Genomic DNA, 14939 nt, shown 5'->3' with positions numbered 1-14939 from the left:
TTGTCGATGGCGTCTCGTGCCGAGGTCACCGCCAGGTACGCCAAGGCGTATGTGAGGGCTTCGAAGAAGGACCGGGGCCGGATTCTGGATCAGGTGGTCGAGGTGACCGGCTGGTCGCGTGATAACGCCCGCCGGCGGCTCACGGTAGCGGCCAGGCGCCCGCCGGGTGCGGGCCGCAGTGTCGCAAAACGGCCGCGCAAACCGCGCTCGCCGAAGTACAGCTATGACACCCGTAAGGTGCTGCAGAAGGTCTGGGCCGCCTCGGGTGGGCAGTGCGGCAAGTACCTGGCTGCTTCGATGGCCCTGCAGCTCGACGGGTTGGAGCGCCACGGCGAGTTGGTCTTTGGCCGTGACCGTTACAGCCCGACGGTGCGCGAGGAGCTGTTGGCGATGAGCGCGGCGTCAATCGACCGCTATCTGGCGCCGGTGAAAGCCAAAGACCAGATCAAGGGCAAGTCCACCACCAAGCCCTCGCCGCTGTTGCGCTCGTCGGTCAAGATTCGCAAGGCCACCGACGAAATCGAAGCTGCGCCAGGCTTTTTCGAAGGAGACACCGTCGCGCACTGCGGGCCGACGTTGAAGGGCGAGTTCGCCCGCACCCTCAACCTCACCGATGTGCACACCGGCTGGACTTTCACGCGGACCGTGCGCAACAACGCCCACACCCACATCCTGGCCGCCCTGAAAGCAGGTGTGCATGAAATACCGTATGAGGTAACTGGTTTGGACTTCGACAACGGCACCGAGTTCCTCAACAAAGCCGTCATCAAATGGGCCGGGCAGATGGAGATCTTCTTCACCCGCTCCCGGCCGTACAAGAAGAACGACCAGGCCACCATCGAGTCCAAGAACAACCATCTCGTCCGCAAGTACGGGTTCTACTACCGCTACGACACCGACGAGGAACGTGCGGTGCTCAACCGGCTCTGGCCTCTGGTCAACGACCGGCTCAACTACCTGACCCCCACCATCAAACCCATCGGCTACGCCAGCAGCGGTGACGGCCGGCGCCGCCGTCTCTACGACCAGCCCAAGACCCCACTGGACCGGCTACTGGCGGCCGGCGTCCTCTCACCAGCCCAAGAATCGGAGCTCCTGACCTACCGCGACAGCCTGAACCCGGCCGCGATGGGACGCCAGATCGCCGACCTGCAGAACCGACTTCTCCAGCTGGCCAAGGAGAAAACCGAACAGCTCTACCTCGCCAGCATCCCCACCGCCCTACCCGACACCCGCAAAGGCATCCGGATCAAGGCCTCCTGACCCAACGCCGTTTCGCGGGCATTCTTACCTGAGGCATGGATCAGATTTCGCGGGCATCTTGATCTGAGGCATCACGGCTGGTGTAGGCGTCCCAGAACAGTTGGCTCCACATGTTTAGTTGGTGGCATTACCCCGAGACCGTGGCTATGAGACCGAAATCACAACTACCCGTTTGAAATTCAATAGCCCACAACTGACTAGGAACATAAGGGGTAACCGAGCTTCAACTTGGGTGCGATTGCTGAACAACCGGTTTTTACTCAATCGTCACGTCGAGGGGCTCGCCCATCGGGCGGCCAGGAGTCGGTACCCGACTCAAGCGGAATATTCAAGGATCGAAGCAGGATCGAAAAGAGCCGCCAATTGGCGATCGCTCCGACAAGTTCGACCAAAACCGCGTGATCGCCATTGAATGCCTTGTGGCACGCGGCCCAGTTTTCCTCGGCAATGACCCCGTCACGTACCACATCATCGGTCGCCGCCAGGACTGCACGCTCGGCATGGCCCAGACGATTGGAACTTTGCCAGTCACGCACCGCCAGAAGGTCATCCGAAGCCACACCGAGCAGCGTCGCGATTCGCCAATGCTGTGTCCACTCATATACCGACCCCGTTACCCAGCCGATGCGCATGATGATCAATTCGCGTAGCCGGGCGTCGAGCACACCGTTAAATAGCAGCGCCTCGAGCATTCCGTACAGGGCCACTGCGAGGCTCGGCTGGTGAAGTGCCACGCGAAATACTGACAGTTCTGCCATCTCTTCGGGCAGCCCACACTCGGCAGCCCGCAGCCGGGCCTGCTCAAGGTCGAGCATCGGTACGCGTTCCGTCCTCGTCACGTGACCTTTCTCTGTTGAAGCTCCGCATGCTGTGAGGGCGTGGGCACGAAGACGTTGTGCAGGGCCGCACTCGATTTGGCATTTTCATCTGCAAGCGAACTGAGCAGCGGCGCGAGACCAGCGAATCCGGTTGATTCTCTTGTGATCCGGTCGAACGGCCAGCGGCGCGTGGCCAGAATCTCGAGGGCTGCCCGGTAGGCGGGATACTCCACGCCGAGTGCACCGGAGATGTGTAATTCCTTATACACCAGCGTGTCTGGTTCAAAGCCGGGCGCGCCGCCTCCGCCGCGGGTGCCGGCAACCACGACCGTGCCGCCAGGCCTGGCAAGGGCGACGGCGTCGGCGAACGCGGAGGGTGCTTTGGCGGTGACATCGACGACCACGTCGGCAAGCTGTCCGCCTGTCTCACGCTGGAGCGCTGTCACTGCATCGTCCTGCGATACGTCGATGGGCAGGTCGACACCGAATGATCTGGCTATGGCCAGTCGCTGATCGTCGCGTGGACCGATGCCGGTCATCGCGACGAAAGCGGCTCCCGCCTCTTTCGCCGCCACCGCCGCGCAGATCCCGCGGATGCCCGGTCCCAGTATCGCTACGATACCCCCCGCCTTGGTGTCGGGAAGAGTTTTCCCCCATTGGATACCGGCCCCGAGAGGGTTGAACAACGTGGCGAGAACGGGGTCCATGTCTTCGGCAATCGGGAGTAGCATCGCGTCCCACGGAAGCTCCACATGGGTGGCGTATCCGCCCCATAACCCGGCGCCGATCTCCACGTCGACGAACCCGAACATGGTGGCGATGCCGTTCACCGCACATCGCCGGTATTCGCCGCGGCGACACTCCGGGCAGTCTCGGCAGGACCGGAACACCTCGACGGCCACGCGCTGGCCGGCCTGGACGCACAAGCGTTCGCTGGCCGCATTGCCGACATGTTCGACGATGCCGACGATTTCGTGACCTGGAACGAATGAGAAGCCGGCAGGCAGGTGTCCGGTGAATTGTTCGTGATCTGTACCGCATAGACCACATGCTTCAACTCGCAGGATCGCACCGCGGTCACCGACGTCGGGGATGGTCATCTGGCGCCGCTCCAGATTCCGCGGTCCGGTCAACACCATGGCCTCGGCGATCATGGAAGCTCGAATCCCGTGGACGACCCTGTGTTTCGGAGGCAAACCGTTCTGCCAACGTACATCTCGCCCGCCATCGCCTCGGCAATCTGCGGATCGTCGCTGCGTGCGACGACTCTTCGCCCGTCGGACAGGTGCGCGATGATCGGTGTCCATCGAGGTCGCCCGTCTCGGTCGTATTCGACCGTGTACCCGTCCACTGTCGCGCGACCGGTCGCCTCGTCGACGCCTGCGACGGCCAGCCGCGATGAATCGATCTGAGCTTGTTCGTCTGCCGTGTCGATCAGTCGCCACCCGGTTGGTGGAGGGGTGGCCGACCACACACCGACCGAATGTTTCGTCGAATACCAACCGAGGCCGGTGACGACGTCGTCCCCGCGATGGGTTACTTCGCCTACGCCGACCACCACCGGAGTACGCGCTTCTACCGACAATCGATCACTCGCTCAGGGCCACGGGCTGTTGTGAGACACGAATGCGATGGTGTCATATCTGCAGTCAAGCCACAATGGTGTGCGCCCGCGGCATACTGGCTGTTGTGTCGACGAAGTTGGTGCGATGGGGTGCCGCCGCGCCGTCAGATCGTGGTTCCGCTCGCGACCGATTGCTAGATGCTGCCGAGCGGTGCCTAGAGAGTTGCGGCGTGGTAGGCACGACCATGGAGGACATCGGCAGAACAGCGGGTGTCTCCAGGGCAACGGTGTATCGCTACTTCCCTAATCGGGAGGCGGTGATGTCGGGCGTCATCATTCGCGCCGCCGAGCGCTATCTCGATCGCATCAACCCCCGGATCGCGGAGCACACCGATCTGGGCTCCGCTCTCGTCGATTTCGTGGAATACACAGTTGAGGCCGCGCGCCGCGAAGAGATCATCGGATTGTTGTTCGGCAGCGACGAGGAACTCGCCGGCGTTGGCCTCGCGGCGGGGACCTCGACGTCACTCTTCGAACTCGTCACCGAGTTTCTCCGTCCCATCTTCAGGAGACACTGGAGTTACGTAGAACCGGGCGTCTCCGTCGACGACGCCGCCGAGTGGGTTCTCCGCACGATACTGAGCCTGCTGACTGTTCGAGGACCGCGGGAGCGCAGTCGTGACGGGCTCCGGACATTTCTTTCAAGGTTTCTCCTTCCCGCAATCCTGGCGAGCGACCATTGTCGACCGATGTGACAGACAAGGCGTAATGTCTCAACCACAGCTGAGGTAGGAGGCCGGACATGTCTGTGCAGTTCACCACGTTCAACCAGCAGGTCGCTGAACAACTGCAGAGCGCAGCAGAAACCACGGGCGGGTTGGCCGGTTACCTCGGCTTCCGGCACACTGACTTCACTGCTGGACGGCTCGTCGCGGAGATGGACGCACGCGACGACCTGAAGACGCCTTTCGGCAACTTGCATGGCGGCTGCTTGTCGGCCATGGTCGACCATTGCCTTGGAGTGGTGTTTTATCCCGTGATTCCGATGGGATCCTGGGTCGCGACGACGGAGTTCAAACTGAATTTGCTTCGTCCAGTTTCCAGCGGAACCTGTGTAGCCACGGCTGAGATCATCTCGCTGGGCAGAACCAGCGGTGTGGCACGTATCGACATCTGCAACGACGGCAGAGCGGTGTGTGCGGCGCAGGGCACCGTCACCGTCGTCGCACCGAAGGCCATCTCTTGATGTCTGCAAACAGAGCACATGATTTGTCCGCTCCTGTCGTCGAGCGCGTGCCCACGGTGGATGGGCTCTCGCTGGCGGTCGACTTCTACCGCTGTGACGGACCGCGGGCGGTCGTGTTGCTCCTTCACGGCGGTGGTCAGAGCCGGCACGCCTGGGATGTCACCGCCCAACGATTGCATCAGCGGGGCTACACCGTTGCCGCCTACGACGCAAGGGGACATGGTGACAGCGACTGGGATCCAGACGGACGCTATGACATCGAACGGCTGGGGTCCGACCTGTTGGCCGTGCGCGCGTACGCCGGCTCCGCCCGCCCAGTTGCCGCGATCGGGGCATCGTTGGGCGGTTTGACCATCCTCGGCACGCACTTGCTCGCCCCATCGGAGCTATGGCAGGCCGTCGTCCTGGTTGACATCACTCCGCGAATGCAGATGCACGGCGCCCGCCGAGTCCTATCGTTCATGTCGGCCCATCCCGAAGGTTTCGACAGCCTAGAGTCGGCCGCTGACGTGATCGCCGCCTACAACCCGCACCGCCCTCGCCCCGAAAACGTCGACGGCCTTCAAAAAGTCCTCCGCCGACGTGGAGACGGTCGCTGGGCCTGGCGATGGGATCCGGCGTTTGCGACGTCGAATTTTCAGTTCCTGCAGAGTGATTCAGACGACGGCGCAGAGGAGTTCGAGATGATGAGCGCATTCCTTGTCGATGGCGCGCGACAGGTGTCCGCGCCGGCGCTGCTGGTCCGCGGCCTGCTGTCGGACATAGTCTCCGAAGAGACAGTGAAGGATTTCCTCACCTTGGTTCCCCACGCGCAAACCGTTGACGTGTCAGGCGCGGGCCACATGGTTGCTGGCGACAACAACGACGCATTCTCGACGGCGGTCGTCGACTTTCTCGACCGTACCGTTTGACGCCAGTCGTCGGGCTGCGCGGGAGATCCCAGTTCGCCACCTATTCTGCTCGTATGCCAACTGATTCGGCGCGGATGTCGTTTCGCCGACATATCCGCGAGCAGGTCTTGAGGGCGACACGGGAACTCACCATTGAGAAGGGCTGGGAACAAGTCCGAGTGAGTGAGGTCGCCGAACTTGTCGGCGTCTCCCGACCGACGCTATACAAGGAGTTCGGCGATAAGCAGGGACTTGGTGACGCGCTCGTGGTGGCCGAGGGTCAGCGCTTCCTGGAGGGTATCCACGCCATTCTCGCCGAACACACCGGCGACGTTCAGGGCGGCATCACCGCAGCGGTGCGGTTCACCCTGCGTGAAGCAGAAGCCAGTCCGCTCCTGAAGTCGGTGCTGACGTCCAACCACTCAGGGGATGATCGCGCCGGTGCGCCGACGACGGGCGTTCTTCCTCTCCTGCCGACATCGGCGTCCCTGCTCCAGCTCTCCTCCGCGGCTTTGGTCGCGTGGTTTCACGACCACTTCGCCGATCTCGACTCCGAAGACGTCGAGGAGGTCGCAGACGTTCTGGTGCGGCTCACCGTGAGTCACGTCGTTCTTCCCTCCGCGGACATCGCCACCACGGGTGCGCGGATCTCGCGGGTGGCGCTCCGCTACCTCGGCGTTGGCTATAGATAGCTGTGACTTGAGCGGTCTTGGCCTCGATCCACTGACAATGGACTGTTTGTCGGGGTGTCGGGATAAGGAAAGTGCGTTCTGAGCTGGGAAGATTGATATTGTTCAGGCAACAATCGGTCCAGTTCGAGAACGGCACTTCCGGCGCGAGTGTCCCACACGTTCACCCCGCGGTCCGATGTGTTCGATGAGGATATCTGGTGTCGTGCGCGGGCCTGGTGCCGGTGATGGCGCTGGCTGAGCAGGCAGGCCTATCGGAGTTGTTGGCCAACAAGATTCACATCGCAGCTCCCAGGGTCAAGTCGAGGTCGGCCAATCCGGCTCCGAAACTGGCCACCCTGATCGCGAGCATGTAAGCGGGCGCGGATTACATCGATGATGTCGACCTGGTCCGCGCTGGCGGCATAAATCCCTTTTTCCGCCGGGTGTATCCCCCGTCAACGATGGGAACGCTGTTGCGGGAGTTCACTTTCGGTCATGCCCGCCAATTGGATTCGGTGCTGGCCGAGCATCTGGCCGGCTTGTGTGACCGGGTGAATCTGCTGCCCGGCGCGCAGGCTCGGGCCTCCATCGAACACCCGGGGAGAGGCGACGCTGCAGAAAGACGCCGCAAAGGTCGGATCTCCGGACCCGCCGGGACAGCTCAATGTGGTGAGAGCCGGAACTCGCTCGGAGAGCGGCCGGTCCATCGCTTGAAGGCGTGTGAGAAGTTGGCGAGGTCGCTGTATCCGAGATCCGTGGCTATCTCACTCACCGATAGGGATCGGTCGAGTAGCTGCAGCATCGCGCGCTCGCGCAGGAATGCTTGGCGCAACTCGCGAAAGGTGGTCTCCTCTTCGGAGAGGCGCCGCTTGAGTGTGCTGGTGGACATTGACAGCTCATGTGCGAACCAATGTTTACTTCGGCGTCCGGGCTCCTTCTGCAGCAGCCGTCTCACCTTCTCCGAGAACGACGTGGTTTCGCTCCGCTGGTCGAGAGTTCGCTGCAGATCGACGATGGCGAGTCGGTATGCGACGGGATCGGAGAACCGGCACACCTCGTTGAGCGTGTCCGCGGGAACATGGAGGAAGGACATCGGAGCGTCGAAGAACAGGCGCCCGGCGGTAAGGTCGTCCTCGCGATCTTTCAAGGCGGCGGGCGCTGGCCAACTCAAGTGGAGTGTGAGGGTCGGCGCCGCACGGACGAGCATGTCCAGCAGTCGCAACAACGCCAACCCGGCGTACGTGACGGCGAGGCAGTCCAGGGCCCGATCGCTGGTGTGTCCCCAGAGCCCGACGGTGAGGCCTTGGTCATCTGGATGAAACTGTGCTTTGACAGCCGTCGTGATCAACGGCAGATAAGTCAGCAGCTCTACGATCTCGGCCACTGAGCCCGCGCTGACCAGCGGAACACTCAGCGGGCCGAAGGACGTCAACTGTGCCTGTTCGGCTAACGCAAATCCGAGCAGCGTTGCCTGATCGATGTCTAGACCGGGGTACGCCTCACGAAACCACCGTAACGGGGCCTGGACATCACGCTGAATCAGCGTCGCCTCGTCGGTTCCTTCGCGAGCCATGATGTTGCGAAGCCGCGCGACGGCGTCTGGGTCAAACGCCGGGCTCTCGAGCATTTGCACGAATGCGAGTGGGGGCACACCCGCGTCATTGGGGTTCACTGACCATGGCCCCTTTGAGCCGAAATCACAAGTTTCTGACTCCGGCGAACATAGCCGCAGCGCTCATCTGGCGCAAGACTTGTGTCAAGTAACTGAGGACACGCAAGGAGCCTGGCTATGGCAGTTGTCACATTTGTCTCCCACGGCGGCGAGAAGTATGAGGCGCCTCTCGAGGAAGGTCAGTCACTGATGCGGGTCGCGACCAACAATGCGGTGCCCGGCATCGACGGCGACTGCGGAGGCGAAGCCGCGTGCGGCACCTGCCATGTGATCGTCGATCCGCAATGGTCCGATCGGGTCGGCCTCTCCGGGGCCAATGAAGAGGAGATGCTCGCGATGAACCCCGAGCGTCAGCCGACCTCCCGGCTGTCCTGCCAGATGCAGGTCTCTGAGGCGTGGGACGGTTTGATCGTCCATCTGCCCGAGTTCCAACTGTGATGACGAAAGAGAGGTGAGACGTGAGCAATATTCGCGAGGCAGTCACTGCCAAGGCTCAGGCAACAATTCCGATGGACCGAATAATCCAGGGCGCCCACCTCTACGACAGAACGCGGCGCTGGGTCACCGGCACCAACGGTGAAAAAATCTTCATCGAGCGACCGATCCCGCCGGCTGACGAGGTTGAACTGACCGACATCGACCTTAGCAATCCTTTCCTCTATCGTCAGGGTCGCTGGAAGTCCTATTACGAGCGCCTACGCAACGAGGCTCCCGTGCACTATCAGGCCCACAGCGCGTTCGGCCCGTTCTGGTCGGTGACGCGGCATGCCGACATCGTGGCCGTCGACAAGAACCACGAGGTCTTCTCCTCCGAGCCGTTCATCGTCATCGGGAGCCCGCCGCGCTTCCTCGACATTGCGATGTTCATCGCGATGGACCCCCCGAAACACGACCGGCAACGGCAGGCTGTCCAGGGTGTGGTCGCACCGAAGAACCTGCGTGAGATGGAGGGCCTCATCCGCGAGCGGGTGGTAGACGTGCTCGACGCTCTGCCGCTTGGCGAACCGTTCAACTGGGTGCAGCACGTCTCGATCGAGCTAACCGCGCGCATGCTGGCCACGCTGCTGGACTTCCCGTACGAGCAGCGGCGCAAGCTCGTCCAATGGTCCGATCTCGCCACCTCCATGGAGCAAGCCAACGGTGGGCCCTCGGACAACGACGAGATATTTCGCGGCATGGTCGATATGGCTAGAGGTCTCAGCGCTCACTGGCGGGACAAGGCAGCCCGGAAAGCTGCCGGAGAGCTGCCCGGCTTCGATCTGATCACCATGTTGCAGAGCGACGAGAGCACCAAGGACCTGATCGATCGCCCGATGGAGTTCTTGGGCAACTTGGTATTGCTGATCGTGGGTGGCAACGATACGACCCGCAATTCCATGAGCGGTGGTGTTCTGGCGCTGAACGAGTTCCCTGACCAGTTTGAGAAGCTGAAGGCGAACCCCGAGCTGATCCCCAACATGGTCTCGGAGATCATCCGGTGGCAAACCCCGCTCGCGCATATGCGCCGGATCGCCAAGGCCGACACTGTGCTCAACGGGCAGTTCATCCGCAAGGGCGATAAGGTCCTGATGTGGTACGCCTCGGGCAACCGCGACGAGCGCGTGTTCGATCGGCCCGATGACCTGATTATCGACCGGGCCAACGCCCGTAACCACATCTCCTTCGGTTTCGGCGTGCACCGCTGTATGGGTAACCGGCTGGCCGAGATGCAGTTGCGGATCCTGTGGGAGGAGCTGCTTCCGCGGTTCGAGAACATCGAGGTCGTCGGTGAGCCCGAGTACGTGCAGTCCAACTTCGTGAGGGGGATCAGTAAGCTGATGGTCCGCCTCATCCCGAAAGGTGGCGCATGACCGTGCAGCGAGCGGTCATCGCGGGGGCCAGCCACGCGGGCACCCAGCTCGCCGCCAGTCTTCGCCGAGAAGGGTGGGACGGCGAGATCGTCCTCGTCGGCGATGAGTCGGCGTTGCCCTACCAGCGGCCCCCGCTGTCCAAGTCGTACCTGGCCGACAAATGCGAACTGGCCGAACTCGCGATCCGCAACTCGGATTTCTACGCCAAGCAGCGGATCCGACTCCTGGATGCGACGGTGGCGGCGATCGACCGCTCGGCTGGTCATGTCGTGCTGAGTACCGGCGACGCACTGCCCTACGACAAGCTCGCGCTGTGCACTGGCGCCCGGCCTCGTCGGCTCCCCACCCCGGGAGCGGACCTGGCCGGAGTCTTCTACCTACGCACCGCCGCGGACGGCGAGATGATCCGAGAGGCCGCCGGCCCCGGGCGTCGGGCGGTGATCGTGGGCGGCGGCTACATCGGACTGGAGACAGCCGCCTCGTTGCGTGCACTGGGTCTGGAGGTCACCCTGCTCGAGGCGACCGGGCGCGTCCTTGAACGGGTCACCGCCCCGGAGGTATCGGAGTTCTTCGACCGGATCCACCGGGAGGAGGGCGTCAACATCCGGACGGGCACGCTGGTCGAGGCTCTGTCCGGCGACGGCAGGGTCCGCGAAGTAATCCTGGCCAGTGGCGAATCAATTCCCGCCGACCTCGTCATTGTCGGCATCGGCGTGGAGCCGAACACCGAGCTCGCCGCCACCGCGGGCCTGGTCGTCGACAACGGCGTCGTGATCGACGATCGGGCCCGGACTAGCGACCCCGACATCGTGGCCGCCGGGGACTGCGCCAGCCACGACATGGCCCGTTACGGCCGTCGCATCCGCCTGGAGTCCGTGCCGAGCGCGGCCGAGCAGGCCAAGGTCGCCGCCGCGACCGTCTGTGGGAAGTCCAAGAAGATTGCGGCCCTTCCATGGTTCTGGTCAGATCAATACGACCTCAAGCTCCAGATCGCCGGTCTCAACACCGGGTACGACGAGGTCGTCCTCAGCGGCGACCCGACCCGGGACCGCGACTTCACCTGCTTCTACCTCCGTGCCGGCGAGCTCATTGCCGCCGACTGCATCAACCGTCCCCGCGACTTCATGTTCAGCAAGCGGGTCATCACGCAGCAAGTCGCCGTCGAACGGGCCGAACTGGTGCTCGCCGGCTCGGACTGAGGTGCCGGCGGTGCGTAGGCGGTGGGAACGACGACGGCGGATGCGACGCGTGTCTTGGAGAGGTACTTCAGTGACAATTGCCATCCAGCCCCGCTGGCAAAGGAACGCTAGCGGCTGCCCGGCGGTCGCCTTGGCGCAGCGCATCAGGACCTAGTGGGGTTTCCCAACGAGCATGACGATTCTATCCGGAGGAGCAGCGTCAGAAGTCGGTGCCTGTTCTGTTCTGTTCTGTTCTGACAATGAGGTTAGTTGAGGTTGACGGTGGCGGTATTTAGGGACGAGGACGAGGTCTATGCCTTCCTGGGCGGGATCTTTCGGCGGGGTTTGGAGAAGGAAGGTCTGGCGGACAAGCTCGCGAATTCGGGTGTGGTGTTGCGGGTGCATTACACAGATCCGGATGCGGTTGTGACGGTGGACATGCCGAACAAGGTGGTGGAGACCGGAGCGGCCAGTACCGCGGTGCCCAACGTGGAGTTGTTCATGTCGGCAGACACGGGGAACAAGTTCTGGTTGGGGAAGGTGAACTTGACGATGGCGATGGCCAAGGGAACGGTACGTGCGAAAGGTCCGGTGCCGAAGTTGATCAAGTTGATCCCGCAGGCCAAGAACCTGTTCCCCGAGTACCGGTTGATGCTGGAGAGCCAGAATCGGCAGGACCTCATCGATGCGTGACCCTCGCCTCACCGCGGGCTGTAGGGCGGGTGTGCGATGAGGAGCACGATGCAGGACGTTGCGTTGACTGTGCCCGCGATCGTGGCCCATGCTTCGGCAGTTCATGGCGATCGCGAGGTGCTGACTGCGCGCGGACCCCGGCAGATCTCTGGGGTGTCCTATCGCGAGGTGGGTGAGCGTGCGGCACGGTTGGCAAATGCTCTGCGCCAGATCGGCATCCGTGGAGATGAGCGTGTCGCGACGTTACAGTGGAGCAACCAGGAGCATCTGGACTGTTACGCGGCGGTGCCGTCGATGGGCGCGGTGCTGCATACGTTGAACCTGCGGCTGCCGCCGGAACAGCTGACGTGGATCGCCAATCATGCCGAGGATCGGGTGATCATCGTCGACAGTACGGTGCTGGCCCTTTTGGCGGCGGCGTTGCCGTCGATGACCTCGGTGCGCACGGTGCTAGTGACCGGAACCGGCGATCTTGCCGCGGTCGAGGGGTGCGGAAAGGACGTCCTACGGTACGACGATGTGGTGGCCGCCCAGTCGAGTACGTTCGACTGGCCCGACGTCGACGAGCAGTCGGCCGCAGCGATGTGCTATACGAGCGGTACCACCGGGCACCCGAAAGGTGTTGTCTACAGCCATCGTTCGACGTGGTTGCACTCGCAGGCGGCGTGCACCTCGAATGCCTTGGGCATCGGTCATGACGACACGGTGTTGGCGATCGTTCCGATGTTCCACGCCAACGCGTGGGGGTTGCCGTATGCGGCGATGATGGCCGGCGCGCAGCTTCTGCTGCCTGACCGTTTCCTGCAGGCGGGGCCTCTAGTGGAGATGATCGAGGCGGTGCGACCGACGATGGCGGGGGCGGTGCCGACGATCTGGACCGATGTTCTGCACTACCTGCGCGACAATCCCGGCCATGACGTGAGTTCGCTGAAGATGGTGGCCTGCGGTGGTTCGGCGGTTCCGCGGTCGTTGATGACCGCCTATGACGAGCTGGGCATCCGCATTGTGCAGGCTTGGGGGATGACTGAGACTTCCCCGCTGGCCTCGGTCGCTCTGCCGCGGAGTTCTGATACCCCGGAGAGGTCGCTTCACCTGCGCGCAACCCAAGGCCGGGTGGTGGCCGGTGTGCAGGCCCGCATCGTCGATGACAGCGGTGCAGAACAACCGTGGGACGGAAAATCGGTGGGGGAGATTCAAGTCCGCGGCCCGTGGATCACTCAGTCGTATTACGAGAATGACAGTCCGGCGGCGTCGCCGGACGGGTGGTTGCGTACCGGGGACGTCGGGACGATCAGCGCGGACGCGTTCATCGCGCTGACCGACCGCTCCAAGGATGTCATCAAGTCCGGGGGCGAATGGATCTCCTCGGTGGAATTGGAGAACGAGTTGGCCGCTCACCCTGCGGTGCGCACCGCCACGGTGATTGGAGTGCCCGACGACAAGTGGCAGGAACGGCCGCTGGCGGTGGTCGTCCTGGCTGCCGACCGCACCGCCACCGCGGCGGAGCTGACCGAATTTCTGCGTGCGCGGGTGGCCAAGTGGTGGCTACCGGAACGGTGGGCGTTCGTCACCGACATTCCGCTGACTTCCACTGGCAAGTTCGACAAGAAGAAGCTGCGCCGCCAGTTCGGCGACGGTGACCTCATCATCGAGACGCTGGCGTGAATCATCAATCCACTGCGACCGAAACACTGACGTTAAGGAGACACACATGAAGACACGTGCTGCAGTGCTGTGGGGCCTAGGAGAAAAGTGGGAAGTCGAGGACATCGAGTTGGATCCTCCCGGCCCCGATGAAGTGCTCGTCCAGCTGACCGCGACCGGGTTGTGCCATTCCGACGAACACCTCGTGACCGGCGACCTGCCCATTCCGCTGCCCGTCGTCGGTGGCCACGAGGGTGCCGGCACCGTGGTCGAAGTGGGTGCGGGTGTCGAGAACGTCGCCGAGGGCGATTCGGTGATCCTGACGTTCCTGCCGTCGTGTGGGCACTGTTCCTATTGCGCGCGGGGGATGGGGAACATGTGCGACTTGGGTGCCGCGCTCATGATGGGACCCCAGATCGACGGCACTTACCGTTTCCATGCCCGGGGTGAGGACGTCGGCCAGATGTGCCTGCTGGGCACGTTCTCGGAATACACCGTGGTCCCCAAGGCGTCTCTGGTCAAAATCGACCAGGGGACACCGCTGGACAAGGCGGCGTTGATCGGGTGTGGTGTGACGACCGGGTACGGGTCGGCGGTGCGCACCGGTGAGGTGCGTGCCGGGGATACCGTGGTAGTGATCGGAGCCGGTGGCATCGGCATGAATGCGATTCAGGGTGCCCGCATCGCGGGCGCGTTGAACATCGTGGCTGTCGATCCGGTGGCGTTCAAGCGTGAACAAGCCGGCGGTTTCGGTGCGACGCATGCCGTTGCCACGATCGACGAGGCCTGGTCACTGATCAGTGACATCACCCGCGGCAAACTCGCCGATGTCTGCGTCTTGACCACCGATGTCGCCGAAGGGTCCTACATCGGCGAGGCGCTGTCCTTGGTCGGTAAACGCGGCCGTGTGGTCGTTACCGCGATCGGGCACCCCGAAGACACCTCGATGTCGGGTTCACTGCTGGAATTGACGCTGTATGAAAAGCAGATCCGCGGCGCTCTGTACGGTTCGTCGAACGCCGCCCACGACATCCCGCGGCTCGTCGAGCTCTACAACGCCGGACACCTCAAGCTGGATGAGCTGATCACCCGTGAGTACACCCTCGATCAGATCAACGAAGGCTACGCGGATATGCGATCGGGCCGCAACATCCGAGGACTCATCCGATTCTGATAAAGCAGCCGAAGCGCGGGAGCGCGACCACGGGAGCAAGCGAGCTGAGTACAACGGTTGAGTGCTGCGCGTCTGTGGCTCTTACCGTTGACGTGTTGATGCAGGACTAGCGATCGAAAGTCAATGTGCCCCATCGCCATAGGCGGTCGAGATGCGCGGCTGAGGTTGGCTGCGGTCACGCGTGTTGGTGTTGGCACCTACTGTCAGCCGGGAAGCCGTGATGAAACGTAGCTTTTGACGAGTCTCAACAGTGCTACTGACAAGGAAGGAAGCGGC

General features: G+C 62.9%; 14 protein-coding genes and 2 pseudogenes. 12 read left to right on the top strand and 4 right to left on the bottom strand.

What is annotated here, in order from left to right:
- Positions 1 to 6 precede the first annotated feature (6 nt).
- On the top strand, positions 7 to 1263 hold the full coding sequence (locus ACXYX3_RS15440) for an integrase catalytic domain-containing protein (protein ID WP_176215952.1): 1257 nt from the start codon (positions 7 to 9) through the stop codon (positions 1261 to 1263).
- A 260-nt stretch (positions 1264 to 1523) separates the two neighbouring features.
- On the opposite strand, the gene ACXYX3_RS15435 is transcribed toward ACXYX3_RS15440, so the two are convergent.
- The 3 genes and pseudogenes from ACXYX3_RS15435 to ACXYX3_RS15425 all read right to left on the bottom strand — a co-directional run.
- On the bottom strand, positions 1524 to 2102 hold the full coding sequence (locus tag ACXYX3_RS15435; protein WP_036428816.1) for a carboxymuconolactone decarboxylase family protein: 579 nt from the start codon (positions 2100 to 2102) through the stop codon (positions 1524 to 1526).
- Complete coding sequence (locus ACXYX3_RS15430) at positions 2099 to 3235, bottom strand: zinc-dependent alcohol dehydrogenase (RefSeq protein ID WP_046286738.1); 1137 nt, start codon at positions 3233 to 3235, stop codon at positions 2099 to 2101. The genes ACXYX3_RS15435 and ACXYX3_RS15430 overlap by 4 nt, the downstream gene beginning before the upstream one ends.
- Positions 3232 to 3600: pseudogene (locus ACXYX3_RS15425) on the bottom strand (acetyl-CoA acetyltransferase); the annotation flags it as partial. The gene ACXYX3_RS15430 and the pseudogene ACXYX3_RS15425, both read right to left, overlap by 4 nt.
- A 275-nt stretch (positions 3601 to 3875) precedes the next feature.
- On the opposite strand from ACXYX3_RS15425, the gene ACXYX3_RS15420 reads away from it, so the two are divergent.
- The 5 genes and pseudogenes from ACXYX3_RS15420 to ACXYX3_RS15400 all read left to right on the top strand — a co-directional run.
- Positions 3876 to 4400: a TetR/AcrR family transcriptional regulator gene (locus tag ACXYX3_RS15420; RefSeq protein ID WP_008256180.1), complete on the top strand. Its 525-nt coding sequence runs from the start codon at positions 3876 to 3878 to the stop codon at positions 4398 to 4400.
- A 53-nt stretch (positions 4401 to 4453) separates the two neighbouring features.
- Positions 4454 to 4891 carry a PaaI family thioesterase gene (locus tag ACXYX3_RS15415; protein ID WP_046286743.1) on the top strand — a complete coding sequence of 146 codons (438 nt, stop codon included), beginning with the start codon at positions 4454 to 4456 and terminating at the stop codon, positions 4889 to 4891.
- The gene (locus tag ACXYX3_RS15410) at positions 4891 to 5802 is read left to right on the top strand and encodes an alpha/beta fold hydrolase (RefSeq protein ID WP_046286740.1); all 912 of its coding nucleotides are present in this window, start codon (positions 4891 to 4893) and stop codon (positions 5800 to 5802) included. The genes ACXYX3_RS15415 and ACXYX3_RS15410 overlap by 1 nt, the downstream gene beginning before the upstream one ends.
- Before the next feature lie 92 nt (positions 5803 to 5894).
- Positions 5895 to 6473, top strand: coding sequence for a TetR/AcrR family transcriptional regulator (locus tag ACXYX3_RS15405; RefSeq protein ID WP_174682934.1), 579 nt, complete (start codon positions 5895 to 5897; stop codon positions 6471 to 6473).
- 147 nt (positions 6474 to 6620) lie between these two features.
- Positions 6621 to 7045 (top strand): annotated as a pseudogene (locus ACXYX3_RS15400) (IS1380 family transposase); the annotation flags it as partial.
- Positions 7046 to 7113: 68 nt separating this feature from the next.
- On the opposite strand, the gene ACXYX3_RS15395 reads toward ACXYX3_RS15400, so the two are convergent.
- A complete protein-coding gene (locus ACXYX3_RS15395) occupies positions 7114 to 8079 on the bottom strand; it encodes a helix-turn-helix transcriptional regulator (protein WP_059087303.1) in 966 nt (321 codons plus the stop codon).
- A gap of 162 nt (positions 8080 to 8241) precedes the next feature.
- Between ACXYX3_RS15395 and ACXYX3_RS15390 the strand changes: the two genes are divergently transcribed.
- The 6 genes from ACXYX3_RS15390 to ACXYX3_RS15365 all read left to right on the top strand — a co-directional run bounded on the left by ACXYX3_RS15390 (position 8242) and on the right by ACXYX3_RS15365 (position 14663).
- Positions 8242 to 8562 (top strand): 2Fe-2S iron-sulfur cluster-binding protein, encoded by a 321-nt coding sequence (locus ACXYX3_RS15390; RefSeq protein ID WP_012394830.1) that lies wholly within the window; start codon positions 8242 to 8244, stop codon positions 8560 to 8562.
- A 71-nt stretch (positions 8563 to 8633) separates the two neighbouring features.
- A complete protein-coding gene (locus ACXYX3_RS15385; RefSeq protein ID WP_046285458.1) occupies positions 8634 to 9974 on the top strand; it encodes a cytochrome P450 in 1341 nt (446 codons plus the stop codon).
- Positions 9971 to 11173, top strand: coding sequence for an NAD(P)/FAD-dependent oxidoreductase (locus ACXYX3_RS15380; protein ID WP_046285459.1), 1203 nt, complete (start codon positions 9971 to 9973; stop codon positions 11171 to 11173). The genes ACXYX3_RS15385 and ACXYX3_RS15380 overlap by 4 nt, the downstream gene beginning before the upstream one ends.
- A 261-nt stretch (positions 11174 to 11434) precedes the next feature.
- A complete protein-coding gene (locus tag ACXYX3_RS15375; RefSeq protein ID WP_016889191.1) occupies positions 11435 to 11845 on the top strand; it encodes an SCP2 sterol-binding domain-containing protein in 411 nt (136 codons plus the stop codon).
- A 48-nt stretch (positions 11846 to 11893) separates the two neighbouring features.
- Positions 11894 to 13510, top strand: coding sequence for a fatty acid--CoA ligase (locus ACXYX3_RS15370; protein ID WP_081288818.1), 1617 nt, complete (start codon positions 11894 to 11896; stop codon positions 13508 to 13510).
- Between the two features lie 46 nt (positions 13511 to 13556).
- Positions 13557 to 14663, top strand: a complete 1107-nt coding sequence (locus ACXYX3_RS15365; RefSeq protein ID WP_046188899.1) for an NDMA-dependent alcohol dehydrogenase — start codon at positions 13557 to 13559, stop codon at positions 14661 to 14663.
- Positions 14664 to 14939 lie beyond the last annotated feature (276 nt).

The sequence above is a fragment of the Mycobacterium sp. Panama NTM2 genome (assembly GCF_054355555.1).
This window is presented reverse-complemented; position numbering and strand designations above follow the sequence as displayed.

What these genes read in the sequence shown, in the direction of transcription:
- ACXYX3_RS15395 (WP_059087303.1), bottom strand. Translation starts at nt 8,079, where the DNA reads ATGCTCGAGAGCCCGGCGTTTGACCCAGACGCCGTCGCGCGGCTTCGC.
- ACXYX3_RS15410 (WP_046286740.1), top strand. Translation starts at nt 4,891, where the DNA reads ATGTCTGCAAACAGAGCACATGATTTGTCCGCTCCTGTCGTCGAGCGC.
- ACXYX3_RS15365 (WP_046188899.1), top strand. Translation starts at nt 13,557, where the DNA reads ATGAAGACACGTGCTGCAGTGCTGTGGGGCCTAGGAGAAAAGTGGGAA.
- ACXYX3_RS15440 (WP_176215952.1), top strand. Translation starts at nt 7, where the DNA reads ATGGCGTCTCGTGCCGAGGTCACCGCCAGGTACGCCAAGGCGTATGTG.
- ACXYX3_RS15380 (WP_046285459.1), top strand. Translation starts at nt 9,971, where the DNA reads ATGACCGTGCAGCGAGCGGTCATCGCGGGGGCCAGCCACGCGGGCACC.
- ACXYX3_RS15370 (WP_081288818.1), top strand. Translation starts at nt 11,894, where the DNA reads ATGCAGGACGTTGCGTTGACTGTGCCCGCGATCGTGGCCCATGCTTCG.
- ACXYX3_RS15390 (WP_012394830.1), top strand. Translation starts at nt 8,242, where the DNA reads ATGGCAGTTGTCACATTTGTCTCCCACGGCGGCGAGAAGTATGAGGCG.
- ACXYX3_RS15385 (WP_046285458.1), top strand. Translation starts at nt 8,634, where the DNA reads ATGGACCGAATAATCCAGGGCGCCCACCTCTACGACAGAACGCGGCGC.
- ACXYX3_RS15430 (WP_046286738.1), bottom strand. Translation starts at nt 3,235, where the DNA reads ATGATCGCCGAGGCCATGGTGTTGACCGGACCGCGGAATCTGGAGCGG.